At 52.6% G+C, this 25,342-nt stretch carries 23 protein-coding genes; 14 read left to right on the top strand and 9 right to left on the bottom strand.

All coding sequences use genetic code 11. The annotated features are described in order from the left end of the window. The first annotated feature begins 32 nt into the window (after nt 1-32). The 11 genes from tagH to AB8516_RS02565 all read left to right on the top strand — a co-directional run bounded on the left by tagH (nt 33) and on the right by AB8516_RS02565 (nt 14,443). Nucleotides 33-1,538, top strand: coding sequence for a type VI secretion system-associated FHA domain protein TagH (gene tagH, locus AB8516_RS02615; protein WP_369157789.1), 1,506 nt, complete (start codon nt 33-35; stop codon nt 1,536-1,538). Between the two features lie 15 nt (nt 1,539-1,553). Next, nucleotides 1,554-2,018: a type VI secretion system lipoprotein TssJ gene (tssJ, locus tag AB8516_RS02610; RefSeq protein WP_369157787.1), complete on the top strand. Its 465-nt coding sequence runs from the start codon at nt 1,554-1,556 to the stop codon at nt 2,016-2,018. A 24-nt stretch (nt 2,019-2,042) separates the two neighbouring features. Then, nucleotides 2,043-3,377, top strand: a complete 1,335-nt coding sequence (gene tssK / locus AB8516_RS02605) for a type VI secretion system baseplate subunit TssK (RefSeq protein ID WP_369157785.1) — start codon at nt 2,043-2,045, stop codon at nt 3,375-3,377. A gap of 2 nt (nt 3,378-3,379) precedes the next feature. After that, nucleotides 3,380-4,702, top strand: coding sequence for a type IVB secretion system protein IcmH/DotU (icmH, locus tag AB8516_RS02600; protein WP_369157783.1), 1,323 nt, complete (start codon nt 3,380-3,382; stop codon nt 4,700-4,702). Between the two features lie 15 nt (nt 4,703-4,717). Next, nucleotides 4,718-8,299 (top strand): type VI secretion system membrane subunit TssM, encoded by a 3,582-nt coding sequence (gene tssM, locus AB8516_RS02595; protein WP_369157781.1) that lies wholly within the window; start codon nt 4,718-4,720, stop codon nt 8,297-8,299. Then, nucleotides 8,281-9,081, top strand: a complete 801-nt coding sequence (gene tagF / locus AB8516_RS02590; RefSeq protein ID WP_369157779.1) for a type VI secretion system-associated protein TagF — start codon at nt 8,281-8,283, stop codon at nt 9,079-9,081. The genes tssM and tagF overlap by 19 nt, the downstream gene beginning before the upstream one ends. Next, entirely contained in the window at nt 9,078-9,827 is a 750-nt protein-coding gene (locus AB8516_RS02585; protein ID WP_369157777.1) for a PP2C family serine/threonine-protein phosphatase, read from the top strand. Before tagF ends, AB8516_RS02585 begins: the two co-directional genes overlap by 4 nt. A gap of 351 nt (nt 9,828-10,178) precedes the next feature. Further along, on the top strand, nt 10,179-11,420 hold the full coding sequence (locus AB8516_RS02580; protein WP_369163220.1) for a LysM peptidoglycan-binding domain-containing protein: 1,242 nt from the start codon (nt 10,179-10,181) through the stop codon (nt 11,418-11,420). Between the two features lie 190 nt (nt 11,421-11,610). Beyond that, the gene (locus AB8516_RS02575) at nt 11,611-11,994 is read left to right on the top strand and encodes a PA2779 family protein (RefSeq protein ID WP_369157775.1); all 384 of its coding nucleotides are present in this window, start codon (nt 11,611-11,613) and stop codon (nt 11,992-11,994) included. A gap of 63 nt (nt 11,995-12,057) precedes the next feature. Continuing rightward, on the top strand, nt 12,058-13,047 hold the full coding sequence (locus tag AB8516_RS02570) for a PA2778 family cysteine peptidase (RefSeq protein WP_369157772.1): 990 nt from the start codon (nt 12,058-12,060) through the stop codon (nt 13,045-13,047). Nucleotides 13,048-13,708: 661 nt separating this feature from the next. Then, nucleotides 13,709-14,443, top strand: a complete 735-nt coding sequence (locus AB8516_RS02565) for a sulfite exporter TauE/SafE family protein (RefSeq protein ID WP_369157770.1) — start codon at nt 13,709-13,711, stop codon at nt 14,441-14,443. A 13-nt stretch (nt 14,444-14,456) separates the two neighbouring features. Here the strand turns inward: AB8516_RS02565 and AB8516_RS02560 are convergent, their stop codons facing one another. Further along, nucleotides 14,457-15,224 (bottom strand): fumarylacetoacetate hydrolase family protein, encoded by a 768-nt coding sequence (locus tag AB8516_RS02560; RefSeq protein ID WP_369157768.1) that lies wholly within the window; start codon nt 15,222-15,224, stop codon nt 14,457-14,459. A gap of 248 nt (nt 15,225-15,472) precedes the next feature. Between AB8516_RS02560 and AB8516_RS02555 the strand changes: the two genes are divergently transcribed. After that, nucleotides 15,473-15,673 (top strand): hypothetical protein, encoded by a 201-nt coding sequence (locus AB8516_RS02555; RefSeq protein WP_369157766.1) that lies wholly within the window; start codon nt 15,473-15,475, stop codon nt 15,671-15,673. A gap of 53 nt (nt 15,674-15,726) precedes the next feature. Here the strand turns inward: AB8516_RS02555 and AB8516_RS02550 are convergent, their stop codons facing one another. From AB8516_RS02550 to AB8516_RS02540, 3 genes are all read right to left on the bottom strand, one after another. Continuing rightward, nucleotides 15,727-16,650, bottom strand: a complete 924-nt coding sequence (locus AB8516_RS02550) for a tetratricopeptide repeat protein (RefSeq protein ID WP_369157764.1) — start codon at nt 16,648-16,650, stop codon at nt 15,727-15,729. After that, nucleotides 16,647-17,621, bottom strand: coding sequence for a polysaccharide deacetylase family protein (locus tag AB8516_RS02545; RefSeq protein WP_369157762.1), 975 nt, complete (start codon nt 17,619-17,621; stop codon nt 16,647-16,649). Before AB8516_RS02545 ends, AB8516_RS02550 begins: the two co-directional genes overlap by 4 nt. 126 nt (nt 17,622-17,747) lie before the next feature. Then, complete coding sequence (locus AB8516_RS02540) at nt 17,748-19,505, bottom strand: protein kinase domain-containing protein (RefSeq protein ID WP_369157760.1); 1,758 nt, start codon at nt 19,503-19,505, stop codon at nt 17,748-17,750. A 246-nt stretch (nt 19,506-19,751) separates the two neighbouring features. Between AB8516_RS02540 and AB8516_RS02535 the strand changes: the two genes are divergently transcribed. Next, on the top strand, nt 19,752-20,543 hold the full coding sequence (locus AB8516_RS02535; protein ID WP_369157758.1) for a hypothetical protein: 792 nt from the start codon (nt 19,752-19,754) through the stop codon (nt 20,541-20,543). A gap of 154 nt (nt 20,544-20,697) precedes the next feature. Next, on the top strand, nt 20,698-21,198 hold the full coding sequence (tpx, locus tag AB8516_RS02530) for a thiol peroxidase (protein ID WP_369157756.1): 501 nt from the start codon (nt 20,698-20,700) through the stop codon (nt 21,196-21,198). Nucleotides 21,199-21,299: 101 nt separating this feature from the next. Here the strand turns inward: tpx and AB8516_RS02525 are convergent, their stop codons facing one another. The 5 genes from AB8516_RS02525 to AB8516_RS02505 form a co-directional block, all read right to left on the bottom strand. Then, a complete protein-coding gene (locus AB8516_RS02525) occupies nt 21,300-22,328 on the bottom strand; it encodes a hypothetical protein (RefSeq protein WP_369157754.1) in 1,029 nt (342 codons plus the stop codon). An 82-nt stretch (nt 22,329-22,410) separates the two neighbouring features. Next, nucleotides 22,411-22,989, bottom strand: a complete 579-nt coding sequence (locus tag AB8516_RS02520) for an SH3 domain-containing protein (RefSeq protein WP_369157752.1) — start codon at nt 22,987-22,989, stop codon at nt 22,411-22,413. A gap of 133 nt (nt 22,990-23,122) precedes the next feature. Continuing rightward, on the bottom strand, nt 23,123-23,875 hold the full coding sequence (locus AB8516_RS02515; protein WP_369163218.1) for an S-methyl-5'-thioinosine phosphorylase: 753 nt from the start codon (nt 23,873-23,875) through the stop codon (nt 23,123-23,125). Between the two features lie 121 nt (nt 23,876-23,996). Beyond that, nucleotides 23,997-24,602: a peroxiredoxin gene (locus AB8516_RS02510; protein ID WP_369157750.1), complete on the bottom strand. Its 606-nt coding sequence runs from the start codon at nt 24,600-24,602 to the stop codon at nt 23,997-23,999. Between the two features lie 195 nt (nt 24,603-24,797). Then, nucleotides 24,798-25,238, bottom strand: a complete 441-nt coding sequence (locus tag AB8516_RS02505) for a hemerythrin domain-containing protein (protein ID WP_369157748.1) — start codon at nt 25,236-25,238, stop codon at nt 24,798-24,800. Between the last annotated feature and the right edge of the window lie 104 nt (nt 25,239-25,342).

Genomic DNA, 25,342 nt, shown 5'->3' with positions numbered 1-25,342 from the left:
CAGTTGTTGACATGTTTTCTGAAAGCGGTGCGATGAAAATTACATTGACAGTCAAACAGGTTGCCGGGGCACCCCCGACACAGCCTATGACTGTAACCTTCGATGAGCAGGGCGGGAGTATCGGCCGCCGGGATGAGAATGACTGGATATTACCCGATCCGGAACGCTTTATATCGGGACGCCATGCCCAGATCGATTTCAGCGATGAATCATTTCATATCAGCGATCTGAGCTCCAATGGGGTGTTCATAAACCGTTCCGCGCAGCCCTTGGGGAAGAATAACCGTGTCGCCCTGCAGGATGGTGACAGCTTCACCATCGGTGATTACGAAATTGGCGTATCAGTAGAAAAGCCTGCCAGTCAAACCCTGGAGACAAATAATTTCGAGGGCCTGGATGATCCTTTTGCCCGCATGGTGGATGCAGAGGCCGGGCAAAACTTGGAAGAAGCTTTTTCCACACCGTTGGAGCAACCCCAATCGGAACCGGTCATCGAGGAAGACTACTCCCTGGATGAGCCGGAGACACCCAGCCTGGAGTTGGACGAGACACCGCCAGAGAGCGGCGCCTCAAGCCTCCCATCCCAATCAGACCACACCTCCGATTTGAACGCTTACTTTAATCAGCCGACTCCGATCCCGGAAGATTGGGACCTGGATGATGACGGTAGTGATCGTAAGGATGAGTCACAGGCCCTATCCCCCCCCAATCTGCCCCCCCTCGATCAGGAGCCGGTTCCAGCCACTCCACCACAGACGTCTCATATACCGCCTTTACAACCGAGTGATCTGAACGAACCATCTCCCGCAGTCAACAGGGAATCGATTCCCAGGCCGGGTAAACAAGCAGACACGGCAGCAACCGCTCCTGTGCAACTTCCCTCGGAGAGAGCCGCGCCCAATATCGCACAGTCATCCGATGAAGCCACCATGCGTCGAGTCCTGGCTGAAAGCATGGGAATATCCGAAGAGCACATTGCCGACCTGCCGATGGAGACCCTGTTGCAGAACCTGGGGAAGATATTGCGCACCAGTGTCAACGGCACCATGTCGATGCTTCGCGCCAGGGCACAGATGAAGGGAGAGTTCCGCATGTCCCAGACCATGATACAGCCGGTCGAGAACAATCCACTGAAGTTCTCCATCAATATCGAGGAGGCGCTGCGCCATATCATCAATCCCAATCCCAGCAGCGGCTACCTCTCCCCGCTGTCGGCATTCGAAGAGGCCCATGAAGACATCGAGGCGCATATGCTGGCGGTAATGGTGGGCATGCAGGCCGCCTTGCATGCCGTGTTGCAACGCTTCAAACCGGAAATCCTGGAGCAGCGCCTGGGTCAACAGGCAATACTGGAAAAACTACCGCTCTACAGACAAGCCAAGACCTGGGAACTCTTCACAGAGCTCTATTCGGAGATTGCAAACGAAGCTGAGGACGATTTTCACCAACTTTTCGGACGCACCTTCTCTCAAGCCTATGAAGAGCAGATACGTCGCTTGGAATCACTCAAACAACCCGATCCTGGCTTACCCAACTGACAGAAAGGCACGCAGATGAAATCAATCATAAGAAACCTACTGCATATCTTGGCACTTCTCTACTTGGCGATGGTGATGGGGTGTTCGAGTGTCTCCAGTGTCACAGTGACGATGAGTGCCGCTCAAAGCGTCAACCCCGATATCAACGACCGGCCCTCGCCTATCGTCGCCCGGATCTATGAACTGAAATCGCTGAGTGTCTTCAACAACGCAGATTTCTTCAACCTGTTTGAACAGGATGTAGCTCTATTGGGAGATGAGATGTTGATGCGGGACGAACTCCATTTCCAACCCGGCGAGGTAAAGCTATTGGAACGGGAACTGCAACCGGATACGCGCTATGTGGGTGTAATTGGTGCCTATCGTGATATCGAAAACGCCACCTGGCGCAGGTCAATCGAGATCAATCTGCACGATGAAACAGCCTTTGTGATAGAGTTTGGAAAGAGCGGCATCACACTCCAAAAAAAAAGTAAATAACTTACTGTAAAAGAGCCGAACATAATGTCTTGGATGTCTAGGATTGTCTGGTCAGAGGGAATGTTCCTCAGGCCACACCACTTTCAGCAACAGGAGCGCTTCCTGGAACATATGGTTCAGGCGCGCTGTGCTGATCTGACCCCTTTCAGTTGGGGCTTTACCCAACTGAAGATCGACAAACAGGCACTGGCACTGGGCAGACTGGCCGTGGAGTCCTGTCGTGGTGTACTGCCGGATGGCACAACCTTCGATATACCCGGCAACGACAACCCTCCCCCGCCGCTGGATATCCCGGCCGAGCACAAAGGTGAGATTATCTATCTTGCCCTCCCCCTGGCCCGTCAAGGAACAGCGAACGTCCGGTTTGCCGATCAGGAAGAGGGCCTGGAACGTTATGTTGTCGATGAGTTAGAGACCAAAGACGGTATTGCGGGTTCTACAGCCACATCCACCCTGCAGGTCGCGCAACCGACATTGAGGCTGATGATCGGTTCCTCGGAACTGGAGGAGTTCGCTCATCTGGCGGTGGCCAAAATCGTCGAACGCCGTTCCGATGACATGCTGGTATTGGATGAGGATTTCATCCCTCCCTGCCTCGATTGCGAAGTCTCCCCCCGACTCGACGGATATGTAAAGGAGATCGAGGGTTTGTTGCATCACCGTGCCGATGCCATCGCCTCGCGTCTGGTTGACGGCGGCAAGGGTATCGCCGAGGTCGCGGACTTTCTGATGTTGCAGGTCGTGAACCGTTTCGAGCCCCTGTACACCCATTACAGCGAGACCGCTCCACTTCACCCCCTCGCCTTTTACGAGACATCCCTGCAGTTGGCAGGCGAACTGGCTACCTTTACAAGCAGCAACAAGCGGCCACCCGATTTTGCCACCTATCAGCATCAGTCACTGCAGGAGACATTCACCCCGCTGATGCGAGAGCTGCGTCGATCGTTGAGCATGGTACTGGAACAAAAAGCGGTGGCCATACCCCTCGAAGAACGCAAGTATGGCATCCGCGTTGCGGTCATATCCGACCGTTCGCTGTTGAGCGATGCGATCTTTGTATTGGCGGTCAATGCCAACCTGACGGCAGATGTGTTGCAGCGCCGATTCCCCAGCCAGACCAAGATCGGGCCGGTGGAAAAGATACGTGACCTGGTGAATCTTCAACTTCCCGGCATCGGTCTTCGCATTCTATCGGTCGCACCGAGACAAATACCATACAATGCAGGCTTCAGTTACTTCGAACTGGACAAGAATAACGAGTACTGGAATCTGCTTGAAACCTCAGGAGGATGTGCCATACATATAGGAGGTGAATTCCCCGGTCTGGAACTTGAACTTTGGGCAATAAAAGGTAGTTGACAATGGATCATGACGACCCATTTGGCATGAAGCCCAACGACACAGGTGACCGCACCGTCATCCGTCCCAGACCAGGAGGTAAAGGTCCGGCAGCTCAACCGCCATCATCACCTCAGGCCCCACCACCAGCAGCAGCGCAACGGACAGCTGCCGCCCCTAAGCTGCCGACTCGACAAGGCGCGAATAAACTGGAGATTGCCGCCACCTCACTACTCTCCCTGTTGGGACGTTTGCGAGAGACGCCGTCACATCCGGATCCTGCAGCGCTAAAAAACAGCATCATCGAAAAGTTCAGGATCTTCGAGCGCACCGCAGAAGATCTTGGTGTGGACAAAGAGACGATCTTCTGGACGCGATATGTGTTGTGCACCACTATCGATGAGACGGTTCTTTCCACCCCCTGGGGAAATCAAAGTCTCTGGCGTGACCAAAGCCTGCTGGTAAGCCTGCATAACGAGGCATGGGGTGGTGAGAAGTTTTTCCAGCTACTGCAAAAACTGCTGCAAAATCCAGCCAAGAATATCGAGTTGCTGGAAGTGATGTACATCTGTCTCTCTTTCGGGTTCGAGGGGCGCTTCCGCCCGCTACCGGATGGATACGCCCAGCTGCAGACATTGCGCGATAACCTCTATCGCACGATACGCAATCATCACGAGGAGTATGAGCGTGACCTATCCGCACATTGGCAGGGTGTCTATCTGAAGCAGAATGCGCTGGTTCAGTATGTCCCGCTGTGGGTCGTTTTAGCTGTTTCCGGTGTGATTCTGCTGTTGATGTATTCAGGCTTCAATCTCAGCCTGAATGTAAAATCGGATCCGGTTCACGCCGAACTGCACAATATCGCGCGTAACGTAAAGACCGTGGTGGAGCGCAAGCCACCCCCGGCACCGGAGCCTGAACTGACACTGCGTGTCCTGTTGGCGAATGAGATCACCCAAGGCAGTGTCGATGTTGAAGAGGACTACGCAGAAGGCAGTGTGCGTATTGCCGGAGACGGTCTGTTCGCTTCCGGCAGTGGCGCCGTCAAGGCACAGTTTCTACCCCTGTTGAGCCGCATCGCAGCGGCGATGGATCAGCTGCAAGGCGAGATTGTGGTTGAGGGTCATACAGACAATATACCGATTCGCAGTCTGCGCTTCCCTTCCAATTGGCATCTTTCCAGAGCCCGCGCCGAATCGGTGGCGAAGATCATGGCAAGCGACCTCACCAAACCAGGTCGTATCCAAAGCATAGGCAGAGGTTCGGCAGAGCCGCTTGCATCCAATGACACCGGTGAGGGCAGAGCACGCAACCGGCGTGTAGAGATCACCCTGATAAAACCATAGGCAACGGCTACCCATATGCGCGCAATTTTAAGCATCGTAAAAAATCGCTGGTTCGTTGCCATCCTGGGATTGATTGCAATCTCGGTCATTATCTGGCTGGTCGGACCCCTGATTGCCATCGCCGGAGTCGAACCTCTGGGCTCGGCAATTGCACGCCTGATCGCAATCCTCCTGTTGATGCTGGTCTGGGTAGGTATGGAGTTGCGACGCTTCCTCACAGCACGCAAGAAAAATCAGCAGATGCTGGAGAGCGTGGTCGGCCAGAAGGATCAGCCACAAAGTTTTTTGCGGGAATCCGATGAGGAGGTGGAGATTCTCGGCCAACGCCTCGACGATGCGATCAGGATACTCAAGGAGTCGAAGGTCGGCGGTAAAAACAATCGCCAATTTCTCTACCAGCTCCCCTGGTATATGTTTATCGGCCCGCCCGGCAGCGGTAAGACCACCGCCCTGCTCAACTCAGGTCTGCACTTCCCCCTGGCGGACAAACTGGGTAATGATGCGGTTCAGGGGATCGGCGGCACCCGCAACTGTGACTGGTGGTTCACCGATGATGCGGTATTGCTCGACACGGCCGGCCGCTATACCACGCAGGACAGTTACGAAGAGGTCGACCGGGCCGCCTGGATGGGCTTTCTCGATCTGTTGAAGAAACATCGTAAACGCAGACCGATCAACGGCGCGTTGGTGGCGATCAGCGTCGAGGATATCCTGCAGCTGACGGAGCTGGAGCGCCTCAATCATGCCAAGGCGATCCGCATGCGTGTCAAGGAGTTGATCGATCATTTCGGGATCCGTTTCCCCATCTATGTGCTGTTCACAAAATGCGACCTGTTGGCCGGATTCAGCGAATTCTTCGAAAATATGGGCCGGGAAGAGCGCAGTCAGGTCTGGGGCATGACCTTCCCCCTTACCGACAAGGCCGATCAGGAGAGCGGCATCAGCCATTTCCGGGATGAGTTCAGGGCGCTGGAAAAACGCATCGATGTACGCCTGCTGGATCGCCTGGAACAGGAGCGCGACGCCAAGCGCCGGATATTGATCTACTCCTTTCCACAGCAGTTCAGCGCCCTGCGTGAAGCGGCGGAGGGCTTTCTGCACGAGGCCTTCAATGCCAACCGGTTTCAGGAGACCCCGATGGTACGGGGCATCTACTTCACCAGCGGCACCCAGGAGGGCACCCCCATCGATCGACTGCTCGGCTCGATGGCCCAGGAGTTCGGTCTCAACCGACAGATCGCACCCGCATTCTCCGGCTCCGGACGCAGTTACTTCATCAATCGTCTGTTCAAGGATCTGATCTTTCCGGAAGCCCATCTGGCCGGCGTCAACACCCGGGTAGAAAAGCGGCGTGCATGGCTGCAGCGCATGGCCTATGCGGGGGCCATCTCCCTGGCGGTGCTGGCCGGCATCGCCTGGTTCACCAGCTACAGCCGCAACCAGAGCTACATCGATCAGGTGGCGATCCAGGCGAATGCCGCCGAGGAGAAGGTGAACACCGTCGCTCCGGATGACCTGACCCTCACCAATGTGGTCCCTGCACTCGATTCGGTACGGCAGATCCCCGGCGGCTATGCGGATCAGGAGGCCGATATCCCATGGCTCATGGGTTTGGGATTATATCAGGGCGATAAACTGGGTAGCGAGGCTGTGAGCGCCTATCGCACCAGCCTGAAGAATCTGTTTCTGCCTCGCATCATTCTCAGCCTGGAGAACCAACTCAACCAACAGGGAAACAACCCCGACTACCTGTATGAAGCCCTCAAGGTCTATCTGATGTTCGATGACAGCGAGCATTTCGATGCCGCCACCGTCAAGGCCTGGATGCTGCTACAGTGGCAGTTGACCCTCCCCGGTGCCGAGAATGCCCAGGCGCGGCAGGCCCTGACGGGGCATCTCGACGCGCTGCTGGAGATGCTGCCGATGACACCGACCCTGCCATTGGATCAGGACCTGATCGCCCACGTGCGCAGCAATCTGCTGCGGGTACCCCTGGCCGACCGGGTCTACAACCGCATGAAACGGACCACCGAAAGCGGCGCCATACCCCCGATTCGACTCTCCCAGGTCATCGGAGCGGATGCGGAAATGGTTTTCAGTCGTCGTTCCGGCGAGCCGCTGGACAAAGAGATCCCGGCACTGTTCAGCTATGAGGGTTATCACAAACTGTTTCTCAAGGACCATCTTGAGATAGCCAACAAGCTGTTGGAAGAGAAATGGATACTCGGTCCCGATCTGGAGAAGATCGTCGGCAAAACCGATCTGGTAAGGCTCAGTGCGCGGGTCAAAGAGCTCTACTACGAGGAGTATATCCGTACCTGGGACCAACTGCTGGCCGACATCCGGGTCAAGCCGTTCAACAGCATGCGGCAGGCGGTAGATATCCTCAATATCATCTCTGGACCGAGTTCTCCCCTACGCCGCTACCTGAAGCTGATCCAGGAGCAGACCACACTCTCCCGTCTTCCCGGCGGCGCCAAAAAGGCCGCTGAACTGGTGGAGAGAAACACCTCGGGCATCACTCGTCGACTCGCCTCGATACTGCAGGTGGCGCCGGATGGATCTGAGGAGACACCGCAGGATTCCCTGCTGACAACCCCGGTGGATCAGCATTTCGCCAGCCTCAACAGAATGATCGATGCCCAGGAGGGAGAGCAGGCACCCCTTGAAAGAACCATGGAGATGCTGAACGAGCTCTATGCCCATATGAGTTCAATCGCCTCCGCCGGTAACCAATCCAACCAGGCCTTCAATGTGGCCAGAGACCCTTCCGCGGGTGGCAGCGTCATCAGCCGTCTGAAACTGGAAGCGAAACGTCAGCCTGGCCCTCTGGCGGGGATGCTCAACTCTTTGGCCGACGGCAGCTCGAATCTGACCGTTTCCGGGGTCAGGTCACATCTGAACTCAGTCTGGAAAACCCAGTTGCTGCCCTTCTGTCAGCGCAGCCTGACTGGCCGTTATCCCCTTGACCGTACCAGCAGCCGTGAAGTGACTATAGGTGATTTCGGGCGCTTTTTCGGTCCCGGTGGGATGATGGACAATTTCTTCAATACCTATCTGCAGGACTTTGTCGACACATCACGCCGCAACTGGCGCTGGAATGCCGCCGGCAACCGTGCACTGGGCATACCCACAGGAACTCTTAGACAATTCCAAAGAGCGGCAGTGATTCGCGACGCTTTTTTCAGCGGGTCATCTCAGGAGCCGAAGATCCACTTCGAGATCAAGCCCCTGAGCATGGATACCACCATCACTCAGATTACCCTGTTACTCAATCAACAGCGTGTCAGGTATAACCACGGGCCAGCCCGCTGGAACCGCATGACCTGGCCCGATGATTCCGGCATCAGCGATACCAAAATCCTGCTGGCGCCCCCTGCCGGCAACAAACCATCCGGGATAACCGAAGATGGACCATGGGGCTGGTTCCGGATCATCGATCAGGCAAAAACCGAGGCCACCGACTCTCCCGAAACCATCAAGGTTGAATTTGACGTAGGTGGGCGTAAATCCCGATTTATGATGCGTGCCAGTGGAGCACTCAATCCGTTCAAACTTAGAGAATTGGCAGATTTCCGGTGTCCGAGCAGACTCTGAACAACTCAATTCACGAAGACGCTCCGGGGTTCTACGGCAAGATACCGTCCCTCGGCGATTTCGTCACACGACGCCTGCCGAGGGGCTTCATTGCGCCCTGGGAAACCTGGATGCAGGAGGCGATAGCCAACAGCCGTGAACAGCTCGGGGATTTCTGGCTGGATAACTATCTTACCAGTCCCCTGTGGCGCTTCGCCCTCACTCCGGGTATCTGCGGTGAACATGGCTGGGCCGGGGTATTGATGCCCAGCGTGGACCGGGTCGGACGCTACTACCCCTTCACTATGGCGGCCAGACTCGATCCCAAATGCAATCTGTTTCTCTTCATGGAGGAGTCCGAAGCCTGGTTCGCGAGGATGGAGAGCCTCGCACTTTCCTGTCTGGAGGACGATTTCCAGATGGAGTCATTCGAGCAGCAGCTTCATGCAGTGGTCCTGCCCAATAGTGAGCGGGAGATCCACTCTGCGCAGCCGGAGGCGGCCACTACTGCGTTAAGTAACGCCTGGCATGCCAATCTCGATGAGCAATCCTCCATGCGCACCATCTATCCCCTCTTTCTGCCCCATCTGATGAAGAAACTGCTGTTTGCCTACAGCCTTTGGTGGACCCAGGGTTCGGAGCGCATCTCACCGTCGATGCTGCTGTGTCAGGGGCTACCCCAGATCAAAGGTGCCAGTGCGCTGATCGACGGTGCCTGGGCTCAGCATGGCTGGGAGGAGATCGAGACCGGCGCCTACGCCATGGGGGCCGCATCCGATATCGAAGCTTCGCAGCCGCAATGAGTCTCAACAGCTTCTACTGGGTCTCTGCGCACGTGAGCGACAAGGGCATGGTGCGTTCAATCAATGAAGATGCCTGTCTCGACCGGGCCGATCTTGGCATCTGGGTGGTGGCGGACGGTATGGGCGGCCACGCCGCAGGCGATATGGCCTCAGAGATGATCGTCAACGAGCTCAAGTCGATTACCCCCGGGGATTCCCTGGGAGCACTGGCCAGCGATGTGGAGCAACGCCTGCAATATGTCAATCGACAATTGTTGCTGGAGTCGCAACGTCGCGGCGGTGAAATCATCGGTTCCACGGTGGTCACTCTGCTTACCTATCAGGGCTACTGTATCTATCAATGGGCAGGAGACAGCCGTATTTATCTCTATCGCCGGGAAAGGCTCAAACAGCTCAGCCGTGATCACAGCCAGGTTGAAGAGTTGATTGAACAAGGCATTGTCAGCAGCGATGAGGCTGAACAGTCACCGATCGCCAACTATATTACTCGTGCAGTAGGCGCCAGTGAGGAACTGGAACTGGACGCGGAGATCTTCGAACCCTGCGATGGCGACTTGTTTCTGCTCTGCAGCGATGGTCTGAACAAAGAGGTCAACGATGCGGAGATCGCCCGAATTTTGGGCAGTCATGGCTTTCAGGAGGCGGTACAGCAGCTGATTGACTTGGCAATGGAACGCGGGGCACGGGATAATGTGACTCTGGTGCTGGTAGAGGTGAGATCGACCCAATCAAGCGCGCCGGAATAGGGATGATCTGCTATATTGGCTCAAAGTCACTGACAGGACCGCAGTACGCAGGAATCAAACATGTTTATTTGGGCCTGTTAACACTCATCCAATCGGCTCTGTTGCCCCTGAAAAAGCGCCAACCATGGTACAAGGAGAGGAGTTTGGTTATTCAAAATGAAGGTAAAAAAACTACACATCGTTCATGCAGCCTCGCTGGTCTAAAAAATAGTCCCGGCAGGGCCGATTGGATGATTGTTAACAGGCCTTGAGAGACATAATGTTGTGAAAGATAGCGTTAAGAACATTCAAGATTTCGCCAAACTCCTCACCATAAGCCTAATTAACTTGAGCCTCTCCGCCTGTGTGGCTATGGGCCCGCAGCAGCAGCCGGAACCCGTTCAGGCTGAACCACAGGAAGAGGTGGAGACCATCTCAATACCGCCGGACTCGCTGTCCCCGTCACAACGGGTACGTCAGGCGTTGCAACAACTCGAGCAGGGCGACTATGAAAATGCCAGGCTGCAACTCACTTGGGCTCTACAGGAAAAACCCACCCTGCAGATCGCTACGAATCTGCTTGAGCAGATGGATGCCAATCCCATCGACTATCTCGGTATGAAGAGCTTCTTTTACGACGTGGAACAGGGAGACTCGCTTTCCATCATTGCCAAAAAGTTTCTCAACGATCCACTCAAGTTCGTCATTCTGGCACGATACAACAAACTGGAGAACCCGAGCAAACTTGCGCCGGGACAGCGCATCCGGGTACCCGGTGTCATGCCGGAGAGAAAAAAACCTAAACCTAAGATAGCACAACCGGAACCTGCCCCTGTGGCGCAGGAAACCCCTGAACCGACACCAGATGAGGAAACCACGGAAACGCCTGATTTAATGACGGATGAAGTTCAGATCGAGGAGTCATCCCCCGCCATGCCGGAAGAGCAAGCACTGCTGGAGAGCGAAGAACCGTTGCAGACATCAGTGGAGCAAGCTGTTGAAGAACAGCCTGCGGCAATGACAGCGGAGGAAGCACTCAGCACTGCAATGGGACTGCATGCGGAAGGCAACCTCAGCGCAGCAATCTATCTGCTGGAAAACGAGATTAGCCAACACCCCAATGCACAGGAACTGCCGAAACTGCTCGCCGGCTACTACAACGAACATGCCGATCAGCTCATCAACCGGGGTGACCTGGATAACGCGAGGACCATTTTAGAGAAACTGATCATTCTCGACTCATCCGACGATGCAGCGATCAACAAGCTGATTCAGGTTGAAGACAAGATCGAGGCACAAAAGTTGATGCGCGCAGCCCAAGATCAGCAAACTGCAGGCAACCTGGAAGAGGCTTACCAGACCTATACCCAGGTATTGACATACGACCCGGAAAATTCGGCCGCCTCGGCATCACAACTCTCAGTCCGCGATCAGTTGACGGACAGCTACCACCGACGCGCCATGCAGCTCTTCAGGAAGCAGGAACTTGATGATGCAATAGCATTCTGGAACAAGATACTGGCGTTGAATCCGAACCATACATTGGCACCAGGTTACAAGGCACGCGCATTAGAGATGAAACAGCAGCTGCAAAAGATTGGTCCTGGCGAATGATTGGTAGTGGGTGGATTCTAATCGAGGATCCAGTAATAGTACTTTAATTCCTATTTGAATTGCTGATCCCCCTATCAAGTCGCAAAACAAAGTCAACATAGAGGGTTTGTAATTGCCTCAGTCCCTCAAAGCGGTAATATACCCCTATAGTCAGATCCAGCGCTAATATCCACGACCAAGGAGGAACCAAGTGCTCAAATCCCTGCTTAAGCGTTTTTTGATACTCACCCTTGCACTTAATACCGCCCTCATAGGTTTTCCCTCCCTAGTCCTCGCATCGCCAATCAATACCATGACGGTTATTCAAATGGATGAGAGGGCAATGTATACAGACCGAATCCGCTCGACGATGACCCGTGACGATGTACGCAGCACCCTGGTCGGTATGGGCGTCAATCCTGCGGAGGCGGAATTGCGGCTGGATGCACTCACAGACGCTGAGCTTGTGATGCTTAATCAGCAAATTGATGAACTGCCGGCAGGCGGTAGTGTTCTTGGCGTCCTTGGCGCTGTCCTCATTGTATTGATTGTATTGGAACTACTGGGTGTCACCAACGTTTTCACCAGGCTCTAAGCGGGTTTACTGAGCAAAGATACAGAGCTGTCCCAAAAAGTACGCGTTCTTTGGTGAACTGGCATGGCATGGTGTCGTTATCTCGTTGCAGTGCTGTTTTTGCTGTTGGCCGGTTGTGCAAGCCGGCCGCCAATCCTACCGTCCTTGCTCACTACTGAGACAGCAATCTCGAGATTGGAGATTGAGACCACGCCCTTCCATCCACAAAAGAAGTATCAGTGTGGACCGGCTGCGCTTGCCACCCTGCTAGGCCACTCAGGTGTATCGGTAACAGCCGAATCCCTGGTCCCTCTCGTCTATCTGCCGGACAAAAAGGGCAGCCTGCAGATCGAGATGGTGGCAGCCAGCCGTCGCCTCGGCAGAATCCCCTATCTAATCGAAACCGACCTGCCCGCACTGATTGGAGAGTTGCAGGCAGGTCGTCCAGTGCTGGTATTGCAGAACCTCGGTCTGCAGCTATGGCCAGTCTGGCACTATGCGGTGGTAATCGGTTACTCGGCAGAAACGGATGAGATAATCCTGCGATCAGGCATCACCCGGCGGGAGATCCTTTCCACCTATCGATTTGTCGACACATGGAAACGTGGTGGCCACTGGGCCATGGTGTTGTTGAAACCCGGGGAATTGCCCGCAATGCCCGAAGAATTGCCATACCTTAAATCTGTGGCGGCCATGGAACGCCTGGCCCCGGTCGACAGTCTGATTTCAGCCTACCGGGCGGCTCTAACCCAATGGCCGGATAGCCCAACAGCACTGTTCGGACTTGCCGCCGCACTGCATGCCAAAGGTGATTTGACGGCAGCTGAGCAGAGCTATCGGCGTCTGCTGAGCGCAAAACCTGACCATATAGCAGCCCGTAACAATTTGGCTGAAGTATTGGCTGACCGGGGATGTTATACAGAAGCACTGTTAGTGATAGAGCGGGCACTGCGCAAAGAACCGGGGGAATTACGTCAACATCTAGTTGAAACGGGTCGTGAAATAGGGAGAAGAAAAACGAACCACCCGCGCCGACAATCACCATGTGAACGAATAATGATACGGAAGCAATAGACGTTGCCATAAAGATATTGGGCGTATTCCCTCCACGCCACTCATTTATTCGGGTAATGATTTAAAGAAGAGAAGTCCGGCATAAAATACCAAGTAAAACACTATGCGATCATCTCTTTGGGATAAATTCCTACTTGATGTGTTGGTTGCCTGGTCTATCCTTGAACGGTAATATAGCTCGCAATAAGAAGTACAAACATGCCAAACGGATAGAGTGGCACTATTTTGTGGTTTTTTAACCACCAGGATGATGGATCATCATCGGCATTGGGGGAGTCACGTACAGGATAATAATATCCTCTTGCATCCATTCCATGCCTTGAAAACTGAGACAGTCTCTCGCTGCTACAGCGAAGTTCAGCAATACTGCTCGATACAATGGAACTATAGGGAGTTTTTGGCATTGCCTGGAAAGACAATATCGCTATGGACATCATCCTTTGGCACATCTGACATCCATCCGCTACCGGTTAATCATGCCATCACGGCTTTTTTGATACTTTATGTATCAGCAAATGATGTTGGCTCCGTGAATCGTCGACGGAGTATCAAAAAAACACTTGAAAATATTGCTCACGATCAATGATTTAGTTAGTTAATCATGGAAGCATACGCCGCATGGATATATATGAGCCGACAACAACAATAATAAGTGACTGCCGTGATTGAATCTCTCTCCCTGGTCAATCTTATCTTCGCGACAGGTGTCATCTGCCTGGCGTACCTGGTGCGCGGCATTGCCGGATTCGGATCGGGTCTTATAGCGATACCGCTGCTTGCCTTGATGATGCCGTTGACGATGGCGGTTCCACTCATCGTCTTTCTCGATTACATCGCCTCGGCCAGCCACGGCATCAAACACAGGGAGGCTATTCAATGGAGAGAGATCGTCTCCCTGCTGCCCTTTGCGATTGTCGGTGTATTAACCGCTCTCTTTATCTTCAGGTCTGTGGACATGGAGGCGCTGAAGATGGGATTGGGCACCTTTGTACTGTTGTTTGCCGTTTATTCACTGTTTTCCTTTTCCCGCAATACGCTTGTCTCGTCGCTATGGTCGGTCCCCGCGGGTAGTATGGGCGGACTGATCGGTACCCTGTATGGTACCGGCGGTCCCTTCTATGTCTTGTACTTGAAATTCCGTAAGATAGAAAAGACCCAGTTTAGAGCAACCTTCGCGACCATATTCCTGCTCGATGGGGCCGGGCGTATCGCCGGATATGTCTTTTCGGGTTTTTTCAGTTTGGATCTGATGCTGATGATGGCTGTGGCTATCCCACTAATGGTCATCGGGATGTTTATCGGTGGTCATATCCATACCAATATGTCACAGCAAACCTTTCAGCGCGCCATCAGCATGCTGTTGGTCTTCAGCGGATTGGCCCTGTTATTGAAGTAGCCTTCAGATCACACTAGCAAAAACTATTCACCAAGGTCCCTATACCGTCAATCTGCACCTCAACGGTACAGCCCTGCTGCATTGGCCCGGCGCCAATGGAGGTACCGCAGGCTATGATATCGCCCGGACGGAGCGTCATATCATGGGACAGGCGACTGACAATCTGATGAGGCAGATAAAACATATCCGTAACCGGATAGTTCTGTAGCTCAACCCCGTCCACCAATGTCCTGACCGTCAACTTTGTCGCATCCAGGCCGGTTGATATAACCGGACCGACAGCGCTGAAGGTGTCGAAGCTCTTTGCCCTCGTCCAATGGACAAACAAGGGATCCTCCCTCAACAGGCCACGGGCAGTAACATCGTTGACACATGTATAGCCGAATACATAATCCCGGGCTTCATCCTCGCTGACATTACTGCAGTGCCTGCCGATGACGATGCCGAGTTCACCCTCGTACACCACTGGGCCGTCATAGGTCTCGGGTCGCCTTATTGTCCCCCCAGTGGGCAGAAAAGAGGTGCTCGCCTTCATGAAATAGAGTGGATGATCGGGCCTCGACCAACCCTCCTTCGCCGCCCTGGAATGAAAATTGTTCCACAACGCGATCATTGTCGTCGGTTGACAGGGGGTCAGCAGCTTGACCGCATCCAATGGCAGCGTCTCCCCGGTTGCCGCCGCTCCGTTGTACATGTTTCCCTCAAAAGGGGTTACCCGGCTGTCGCTCAAGGTACCAAAACCCTGAGCTCCCTGATACTCAAATCGAACCCACTGTTCCATCCCAAAATATCTCCTCTAATTCCCAATTGATGAATCTTATTCCTCTATTGCCCTCAATTAAAGCCCTTTGGCTCAAGAACGGATTCCCGATGCCACTAATAAATTTGATAGTTAATGGATTCAATCAGAGGAACCCGAGATTGTTACAGGCAGGATCCCTTCAAACAGTAACTGCGACTTCAAAAAAACCAACCAGGAATCCAGTTCCTTTATCCGATAACATGATTATTCATATCTTCAGACTATTCATGACCAGCTTCGCCATCGTCCTCCTCTATTCACCATTAATGGCCTACGCCTTCTACCTATGGCACAACCACACAGGTTCCGCCAACCTGGTTGTGCTGCATTGGTATGAACTGCTGTTGCTCCTTGCGTTCGTTCTGCTGCCACTTGGGGCAATGAAACTGCTTAAAATCAACTGGACTGTCCGGGATATACCTGGCTGAGTATTTGGATTGCATTTCACATATTGATTTATATTAGATCCCGTATTTCGCTATTACATAGATTTGATACTACGCAACCTCAAGCTGCTCTTTTTGTCATCAGGATCGAACTTGAGCGCATACTCCCAATACTTAATCGCATCTCCGGGTTCTTCACGAGAACTCCTCACACCCTTGATGTATAACGCCTTGCCATACGCCTTACGCTGCTGCTGAATTTTGTTAAGCCTTTTGGCATCACCATTGAAGGCGCGCTCGGCCTGTTTGAGATAGCTCAGGGCGTCATTATATTCTTCTGCTTCGAATGCGTTGTTTGCATGCTTTAGAAGAGTCTTTGAGAGCAGATCACGCACCTCTTTATCCTTGGGGAATCTATTCAAGTGCGTCTCGATCTCTTTGATATATTCTGCAGGATTTGATTGTTTATCTTCTGCCTGCAATATCTCTTGGCGTGAATAGATGTATGCCTCCTCCTCGAACCCTTTGGCGAGCTTCGACCTTTTCGTTCTGTAGTTGTAGTTGCGGTTTGAAACTGCAACCTTCTTTTTCATCGACGCCTTGGATGCTCTTTCATCAAGTTTGCGCATGGCTGCAAGCGCTTGTTTGTGTTTCGGGTTCAGACCAAGTACCTCGAGATAGTACCGCCTGGCCTGGTTCAGCTTGCCTTGGCGAACCGCTCGCTTGCCCTGACTCATCTTTTTTTTGCTTTGCGCAGCGATCTTCGCTTCAACCCGTTTAATCGCGGCGTTGATCTTCGTATCCCGCGCCGACACGGTTCTCGCCACCTTGAGATCGAACAGCGCACTTTGCAGATCGCCTTTACTTTCATGTGCTTCAGCGGCATTCAGCCAGATGGCGGGGTTACCGTAATTACCCGATTTCGCGCCCTTGCCTGAGGGAGAAGATGAGCAGCCGCTATGCAACAAGAGGCAAACCGAGAGTAACAGGCTGGATAACAGTGTTGATGATCGCATCATTGGCGAAAGGCCTTGAAGGTCACCAGGCTCTTCTTGAAGGCCTGCATACCCCTGTCACCGAATATCATGGTGCGGTGAAGCAGATAGGGATAGGTAAAGGCCGCGTTGGGCTGACGCTGAACGGTTAATCCCAACTGCATGCCGTTCGCTTGCAGTTCTTCGATCACCAGGTCGTTGCTGTCGCCGAACGGATAGGCATAAAAACGCGGTCTTTCCCCCAGGTGTTTGGTCAATCTATCATTGGGGACAGCGATCTCTTGGCGTACCCGGCGTTGATACTTGCTACGGCTCTCTCCGGGCTGCTGTACAGTCAGATTGCTATGGGTCTTTGAATGGGGCTGGATGCTGATCAAACCGCTCTTCTTCATCGCGGTAAGTTCCGATGTCTTCAGGCCGCCATTGTTCATGTAGTCGCTGTAAACGAATACAGTCGCAGGATAACCGTACTCCTTGAGGATCGGGAATGCCTCTTTATAGATGGAACGGTGTCCATCATCGATGGTCAGTACGACAGCGCGTTTTGGCAATTGCCGCTCACCCTTGAGAAATCCCAGCAGATCCTTCAATGGTATCACCCGGTAGTCTTTGTTCTTCAGATATTCCATCTGCTCCCTGAACTGCTTCGGCGTAACCTCCATTCGGTCGCTACGCTGACCGAAACGGTGATAACAGAGGATGGGTACAGTCTGGTATCCGCTATATTCAATCCCGGTTGGATTCGCCGTCCGCAACGGAATCACGATTTCCCGGCCCGCCTTTATCGGAGTGGCTTGATTGGCATCCTCGATCACCCAATAGCGTTTTTCATCACCGAGATAACGCCTTGCCAAACTGCGCGCATCTTCATTTCCGACATGCAGTACAATGAAATCCCTGTCTTTGGCGATAATCTGGCTGGATGTGGAGCGAAGTATGGGAGAGGAACAACCGGCAACCATCAATGCACAGATAATCAGCGGTGTAAATCTCATCAGCGAAATTCGCATTGAAAAGTACCTCGGTGTTTGCAGTTCGATACCTCCTGTAGTGACCACTTCCAAGCTCCCCACACGGCCTGACAGGCATAACGAGCCGATATGAGAGACGCCTATAGTCAGTTATTTTTTATGCTTGGGCGGCATAATTCTGGTGGCATCATCGAATTCCTGATCCGATGTGGCAAGCGCCTGCTCCTCCTGTGCGGGCGACTCTTCTCCTACAGGCTCATGAACAATGTTCGTGGTGTCATCGCCTTCTTCAATAATTTGCGTGACACTCTGTTGCTGCTGAGACTGATACTCTTCGCGTTGCTTAAGCAGCGTGTCCGCCATTCTGTTGTACTCGGAAAAGAGCAATCCCAATTCATCGTTTCGCTCTTTATTGATCCGATATCCCAAATTTCCATGATGTACATGAGCGATGGCACGTCTTAGAATCCTTATCGGAACGGTTATACCCGTAGCCAGCAGATAGGCGACGATGACAACGGTCAGCACGACCGCTACCAGAAGCGCCAGCATGGTGTAGAATGTAAGATCTGCGGCAGCCAGCAATGGTGTCTGAGACAAGCCAAGCTGTATCTTGCCGATTTGCTTGTTTTGAAAAACCAGCGGCGCCTGAAAATCAAATACCATCTCATCATTCAACTCCCTCTCGGAAATCGTGATACCGTCGTCTTCACGCAACATTTCCAGGGATTCGGCAGCTTGCAGTTTCCTGCCCACCTCTTCAACAGAAGTACTGGCACGCAGAATCTTTTTATGATCGAGAATTCTCAGGTAGCTGATCTGTTGTCGCTGTTTGATTTCATGCACGAATGTTTCCAGGGCGACCCAATCCTGGATCAGCACAGCCTCGGCGCTCTCCACTGCGATAAACTCCGCCAAAGACCCACCTGAGTCGAGGGCCAGTTCGATCATCGCATCCACTTGTTTTTGATACACAAGATAGGAGCCCAGGATCATTGCGATCGAAACCACTGCCGCCATCACTGCGGTCCACTTGATTCGCAACGGCAGGATCTTTGTTTCATTGAGATGTTGCTGCTTTTCATCGATCTCATGTACCACACTGCGCAGTTCCGTGGCGAGTTCCTTACCTGTTTGAAAACGCAGTTCAGGTTTCTTGTTAAGCAGTTTATCGACGATTTTTATAAGGCTTTGCGGAATCTCCCCGGTCTTGTCCTCGATCGGCGGAGGATCCTCCTGCACGATCTTCATCAGCAGAGAGGTCAGGGTCTCGGAGACAAAAGGTTTCTCCCCTGTTATGAGCTGATAGAGAATGACACCGAGCGAAAAAAGATCGGAACGTCCATCGACCGGAAACCCTTCGACCTGTTCGGGTGACATGTATTGCGGAGTACCCAGTACCGCCCCCATCCGGGTGCGGTGCTCCTTGTTGGGGGAGTCCACATGAGCAATGCCGAAATCGGTAATGCGAATCGTATGGCCATCGTCCGGGGAGATGATGTTTCCCGGTTTCACATCCCGATGCACGATGCCGCGATTATGGGAGTAATCCAGTGCCTCCGCCAATTGAATGCCATACACCACCGCCTCTCTGACGGCAATCGGGGTGTTGGAGTCCATCATCTGTTCGAGGGTCCGGCCCTCAAGGAACTCCATCGCGATATAGGGCCCCTGTTCGACCTCACCGACGTCGAAAATGGTGACGATATTAGGGTGGGTGAGCTTCCCTGCCGCCTTGGCCTCCTGCAGGAAGCGATATCGGTATTCCGGGTCTGCCGCAACCTCCCCGCGCAGGAGTTTGATCGCCAGCGTGCGATTGATCTCCGGGTCGAATGCCTTGTAGACAATCGACATCGCCCCCTCACCGATCTCCTCAATCAGGTTGAATCTTCCGATCGTGTCAGGCATAGGCTTTTGCTTGTCCAAACCCCCACTCCTTCATTACCGCATTATCCGGGATAAGCAGCCGCACTCCAGGCATGCATATTCTTATGTCTCGTCTATGCTTTCCCTGATAGAGTGTAGCAAATGGTGATCAATTAAAAAAAATCATATTGACGCCTGCTCCTTGTTTGGATTAGCGTTCCCTGGAAGCGGGGACGATAGTCCCAATCAGACGGATGACCTGGACTCATAATAAAAGCGGGCTAGCAGATGAACGAAACCTTCGATATCCCAAGAATCCTTGAATTGCGCAAGTTGACAAGATCTATATCGGAAAAGATCGAAACCGATCTGAATGGCTACTTGTCAACCCTGGGACCGCTCTTTTCGCCGGCGCCGATCCTCGGTGAATACATCCGGGGAGGTTCCAAAGCACCTGTTAAGGGTGCGGAAATGGCTTTTCGTGACCTGAAAAGCCGCTATCAGGCGATCGCCGGCCAAATACCGTTTTCCCTGCAGACCGAGCTATCCCCGCCCCTGGATATCTTTGCGGCCACACCTGCCCTGACTGCGGTCGAGTATCCCTATACAGCGACTGCGGAGAATAAATCAGCCTCACTTACCGTGACCTCTCCCTTGAAATGGGTCCTCTCTTATCCCGATCTGAATCCTAAAAGGTTACTTGAATTACTGCAGGGGAACCGCAACCAGCTGGAGGACGAGCTGTCCCATGCCCTGCTGCAGTGCCTGACCCTGAACCTGGTGTTGGAGAAACGCCCGGGACTCGTGAATATACTCCAAGGCCTGCGTTTCACTATCGACACCTCTCACCATGACGGGTTGGGAGAACTGCCGGTAATTATCATCTCCTGTCCCCTGAGAACCCTCCTGCCATCTGACGACATTATCATTCAGAATACGGAGATATCAGGTATTCCATCTTTTGAAGAGATCATCAATATCGAGGATATCAGAGAGCTGTCTGACCCCTTGCAACAAAGCATTCTCTCAATCACGAAAGAGATCTCACCCACAGTTTACCAAGAGATCGCATCCCATTGAGCGGTCCGGCACGGGATTGATCCGTGGACTGCCACTGGGGCAAAAGCCGGGCAAGTAACTTTATCAATTGGGGGGTTTTTCCCTTCCGCTGATATCAATACAATTCCTATGTTTGAACACGCGTAATTTCCTCCCGATAAAACAGGATAGAAACATGGCAACAATCACCTTAGAAGGCAATCAGATCAACACCAATGGTGAGCTCCCGGCGGTGGGCTCCGAAGCACCCGATTTTTCCTTGGCAGCCGCCGATCTTTCGGATGTCTCTCTCGGCAACTATACCGGTAAGAGAAAACTGCTGAATATCGTTCCCAGTCTCGATACGGGCGTCTGTGCTACATCGACCGTAAAATTCAACCAGGCAATGGGCGATAAGAGCAATTCGGTGGCACTGGTAATCTCGGCCGATCTGCCGTTTGCACAGGGACGTTTCTGCAGTGCCGAGGGAATCGACAATGTGTTATCACTGTCGATGATGCGGAATCGCAATTTTGCAAAGGATTATGGTGTTCTGATAACAGATGGGCCTCTGGCCGGTATCTGTGCCCGCGCTGTGGTAGTCCTGGATGAGAACAATAGGGTGCTCTACACCCAGTTGGTGCCTGAAATCGTACAGGAACCTGACTATGATCAGGCATTGGCTCATCTCAATTGATCTTGCTCCGGTCCGGTACCGATGCCCGGCGCTCTTTCCAGCGGAACTTGGAAGTGGGTTACGGCGGTTAAAAAAAACGGGCGCTTGGCGCCCGTTTTTGTTTACTGCCGATAGTAGGGTGAATTGCCCTGCCGTGCCGGCGGATAGCCGCCATAAGGCGAATATCCCCGTCCAGTCCATGCCGGTCGCGGCGGCGGAACCATCGCTTCCTGCAACTCGCGCTCAGCCTGGATCCGATTCCGCATTGCCTCCATCTCCGCCATGGTGGCGTTTCGAAGATCATCGAATTCTTTGAGTATTTTACTTACAGACTCGGCATGCAGATCGCGAATGGACTGCACCTGGTCCGCTGTCGAGGTTGTCTCCTGGGAATCGGATGCTGTCGCTTCGGCACCAGCGGCAACGGACTGTTGAACAGTACCTGCATCGGCGGTTGCCTGATCAGCGGCAGCTGTCTGTTGCTCTGCATCAGCGGGAGCTGATTCGACCTGGGTCTCCTGCCCGGTAGCGGAGACGCTTTCGCCAGATTCAATTCCACCCTGTTGCGGCGCATCAGTCGATGCCTTGCCTTCATCTTCAGTGGATGAAGCCATGGAGGCGCCCATCTCCCCTGCAGCCTGATCTGTTGCGGAAGAGTCGGCTGTGGCCGATGTCTCGACCGCCTCTTGCTCCATCGCTGTGGTATTGGCATCCGATTGCGGATTGTTGGCCAACGATCTGATATACATAAAGCCCAGTATGATGATGACGAGCCAGAAGGTGACTTTTAACCAAAAGCCACTTGCGCTCTTTGTATCTGTTGTCATCGATGAATCCTCCGGTGTGGTATCTTTTTTCAACTCTGTTTGAATCGTGACGTTTGTTGGGGCTGGCTTGCTGCCTGCTGCCGTACTTGGTTCGGAAGCCATGGTGCTGGCAGCGGCAACGGCTGTGGGCGTTGCTGATTTTGGTGCCGCATTGCCGGCTGCAACCTTCTTTTTCGCTACGACCTTTTTCTTTATGGTCGCTTTTTTCTTGGCAACCTTCTTCTTGGCACTCTTCTTCTTGGCAACCTTCTTTTTGACTGTCACTGTCTCTGTTGCCGAATCCTTCTTAGCTTTTTCCTCAGCACTGCTTGTCTCGTCAGCCATGTTAATTCCCCTCAGGCACGCAAATAAACTTCGCGATATTGTAACCTAATCCAAGATGGTGTCTCAAAAAAGAAATAGTAAATTATTGATTTGGCTCCGTTAACCAAGCCGCAATCCAACCCAGGCTCAAGTCTTCAGGATCAAGGATCCTATACCAGTCGCCATGACGATCTATCACGATGAGTGATTGTCCCATTATAACCTGCTTGACTACAGCCTTGTCGACAACGGGACCCGAGCGTATATTCACCCTATCTCTGGCGACATTGACTCGATCTCCAAGCCAAGGCTCTGTCAACAACTCACTGAGTCGATCGAGAATCGCCCGCTCGCCATTGCGCAGTTTCATCTTGACGATCTCCCGCGCATCTTCATGTCCCTTAACAGCGGATTTCAGGTACCAATCGATCGCTTTCTCCTGATCCTTGCCAATTCCCTCGCCATCGGTAAAGGCCAGCGCCAAAGCGAACATGGCATCACGGTGACCACCGGCAGCGGATTGTCTCCACCAGTAGACAGCTTTGTGGATATCAACGCGCAGTCCATTACCATTGGCATACAACCACCCCAGATGGTAAGCCGCCTCGCTATCTCCCTGCATCGCCAACGGACGCCAAAGACAGAACGCCTCGGCGTAGTCGCCGACTTTCAATGACTCCATACCCAGTTCGAAAGGATCTCCACGAAGCTGCCTGGCAAATATCAGAATAAGAATTAGAAATAACCCATTAAGTATTGTTTTTAATAGTTTTTTATCTAATTGAATTCTATCGAGTAACGCCATGGTTAAGCGATCACCTGGCACGGATTCTAAGTAACTCCACAAGCAGGGATTTTACATGATCCATGCCTTTGATCAGATTCTTTTCGATATCGCCCATACTGATCGACCCTTCCGATTTTCCTGCCGCCCAGTTGGAAATAACGGCGCATGAGGCATAACAGAGATTGAATTCTCTGGCCAATGCCGCTTCCGGCATACCCGTCATGCCTACCAAATCGCATCCATCCCTTTCCATACGGATGATTTCTGCAGCTGTTTCCAGCCTTGGTCCCTGAGTCGCGCCGTAGGTTCCGCCGGCTACCGGTTTCACGCCACTGAGACGGCCCGCCTCAATCAAATCCTGACGTAACTCCTCACAGTAAGGCATTGTAAAGTCGATATGGGTCACATGACTCAAATCGTTATCAAAAATCGTGTGTTCACGACCAAATGTATAATCGATGATCTGATCAGGTATAACAATGCGTCCGGGGGCCATCTCGGAACCAATTCCCCCTACAGCTGCAACACCGAGAATGGTCTGTATACCCACATGCCTTAGCGCCCACAGATTCGCCCTGTAATTGACGAGATGTGGTGGAATCATGTGGGAGGCACCGTGACGAGGCAGAAACACAACCTCGTGTCCGGAAATGCTGCCATGGGTCAATGCTGCGGAGGGCTCACCGAACGGAGTATGGCAGACTTCACGATGGGTAATCTCGAGGTCCGGAATCTCATCCAGCCCGGTTCCGCCGATGATGGCCAGTTTTGTCATTATCAGGTGCTGTTTTGCTGCTTGATAGAATCAGCATTGTACATCGAGTGAGAAGGTAAAAAAAACCGTACCTTGCAGCTCAGACTCGGGCCGGTTATACAGAACCGGCCGTTGCCGTTTTTTTGGATTACAGGCCTTCCGCATGCCCTGCCAGATAGTCCGCAACACCTTCGGGGGTTCCCTTCATGCCTGCATCACCCTCTTTCCAACCGGCCGGACAAACCTCGCCGTGGGTTTCATTGAATTGTAGTGCATCAATCATCCGCAACATCTCATCGATATTGCGTCCAAGAGGCAGATCATTAACTACCTGATGGCGTACGATCCCCTCTTTATCGATAAGAAATGAACCGCGATACGCGACTTTTCCATCCGGGGTTTCAACATCATATGCCTTGCAAATTGCATGATTAAGATCGGCAACAAGTGGATAGCCTACAGGCCCGATGCCACCATCATTGACAGGTGTATTGCGCCATGCATTGTGTGTGTAGTGGGAATCGATGGAGCAACCAACCACTTCGACATTACGCTTTTTAAACTCGCTGAGACGATGATCAAAAGCGATTAACTCGGAAGGACAGACAAAAGTAAAGTCGAGCGGATAGAAAAACAGGACTGCATATTTATCTTTGATCCGCTGTCTGAAATCAAACTCATCGATAATAGTGCCGTCACCAAGCACTGCTGCTGCTAAAAAATCCGGTGCCTCACGGCCAACAAGTACGCCCACTATTTACCTCCAGATGGGTTGATAAAATCAATATGAATCGGGGTTGATTCGGGGAGGTATCTTAGTGCTTCTTTACAATGGATGCCATGAGAAGAGAGTTCAGTAACGATCGTAGCTGTACCACCACAATGGCTGAAATAAAAAAAGGGGCGACAAGTCACCCCTTCAACAATCTCCTCCTAATATCCTGATGAATTATACTGCCCGGGCAAATACCCCTGACTTTTCCAGTGTTGGAATCAGGATTGTCTCTTCGCGCTGTATACGGTCTTCGATCATGTCAAAGATCTCGAACGTATCGGCAATGAACTCATCAGTAAAATTAAAGTCACAGTTTTTCAGCCAGCGGTGATGATACTGCTCGAACTGTTTTCTCATCGGTTTTTGACCGTTCAGGAAACCCCATGCCATCGATTTCAGCTTTGGGTCATGATGGGTCAACAAATCCGGATAGACACCTCTGTCCTGCTCTGACATATGAACCTTCATCTTTTCGGCAAGATCACAGATCATTCTGTGAGTTGTCATAGCGTTGGGACGTATGCTCAACTGCTCCTTCGTCATCATGGCCCTGAGATCACTGATGATTTCCTGTATATCAGTATGACTGCCCTTCAGGTTTTCAATTGTAGTCACTTCCACTCTCCTCATTGTCCGGTAGCCCCTGTACTTTTTTTATGAATACAGGTGACGCCGAAAAAACTAATACGCGCTTCCCGATCTTCGCCGGGTTCAGCACA

Source organism: Candidatus Thiodiazotropha sp. LNASS1 (genome assembly GCF_964212655.1).
In the GTDB taxonomy this organism is placed as follows: Bacteria; Pseudomonadota; Gammaproteobacteria; order Chromatiales; family Chromatiaceae; genus Thiodiazotropha.
Note: the sequence above shows the minus strand (reverse complement) of the source record. Positions and strands in the feature narration are given on the sequence as shown.

What these genes read in the sequence shown, in the direction of transcription:
- tagH (WP_369157789.1), top strand. Translation starts at nt 33, where the DNA reads ATGAAAATTACATTGACAGTCAAACAGGTTGCCGGGGCACCCCCGACA.
- tssJ (WP_369157787.1), top strand. Translation starts at nt 1,554, where the DNA reads ATGAAATCAATCATAAGAAACCTACTGCATATCTTGGCACTTCTCTAC.
- tssK (WP_369157785.1), top strand. Translation starts at nt 2,043, where the DNA reads ATGTCTTGGATGTCTAGGATTGTCTGGTCAGAGGGAATGTTCCTCAGG.
- icmH (WP_369157783.1), top strand. Translation starts at nt 3,380, where the DNA reads ATGGATCATGACGACCCATTTGGCATGAAGCCCAACGACACAGGTGAC.
- tssM (WP_369157781.1), top strand. Translation starts at nt 4,718, where the DNA reads ATGCGCGCAATTTTAAGCATCGTAAAAAATCGCTGGTTCGTTGCCATC.
- AB8516_RS02585 (WP_369157777.1), top strand. Translation starts at nt 9,078, where the DNA reads ATGAGTCTCAACAGCTTCTACTGGGTCTCTGCGCACGTGAGCGACAAG.
- AB8516_RS02580 (WP_369163220.1), top strand. Translation starts at nt 10,179, where the DNA reads ATGGGCCCGCAGCAGCAGCCGGAACCCGTTCAGGCTGAACCACAGGAA.
- AB8516_RS02570 (WP_369157772.1), top strand. Translation starts at nt 12,058, where the DNA reads ATGGCATGGTGTCGTTATCTCGTTGCAGTGCTGTTTTTGCTGTTGGCC.
- AB8516_RS02560 (WP_369157768.1), bottom strand. Translation starts at nt 15,224, where the DNA reads ATGGAACAGTGGGTTCGATTTGAGTATCAGGGAGCTCAGGGTTTTGGT.
- AB8516_RS02555 (WP_369157766.1), top strand. Translation starts at nt 15,473, where the DNA reads ATGACCAGCTTCGCCATCGTCCTCCTCTATTCACCATTAATGGCCTAC.
- AB8516_RS02550 (WP_369157764.1), bottom strand. Translation starts at nt 16,650, where the DNA reads ATGATGCGATCATCAACACTGTTATCCAGCCTGTTACTCTCGGTTTGC.
- AB8516_RS02545 (WP_369157762.1), bottom strand. Translation starts at nt 17,621, where the DNA reads ATGAGATTTACACCGCTGATTATCTGTGCATTGATGGTTGCCGGTTGT.
- AB8516_RS02540 (WP_369157760.1), bottom strand. Translation starts at nt 19,505, where the DNA reads ATGCCTGACACGATCGGAAGATTCAACCTGATTGAGGAGATCGGTGAG.
- AB8516_RS02535 (WP_369157758.1), top strand. Translation starts at nt 19,752, where the DNA reads ATGAACGAAACCTTCGATATCCCAAGAATCCTTGAATTGCGCAAGTTG.
- tpx (WP_369157756.1), top strand. Translation starts at nt 20,698, where the DNA reads ATGGCAACAATCACCTTAGAAGGCAATCAGATCAACACCAATGGTGAG.
- AB8516_RS02525 (WP_369157754.1), bottom strand. Translation starts at nt 22,328, where the DNA reads ATGGCTGACGAGACAAGCAGTGCTGAGGAAAAAGCTAAGAAGGATTCG.
- AB8516_RS02520 (WP_369157752.1), bottom strand. Translation starts at nt 22,989, where the DNA reads ATGGAGTCATTGAAAGTCGGCGACTACGCCGAGGCGTTCTGTCTTTGG.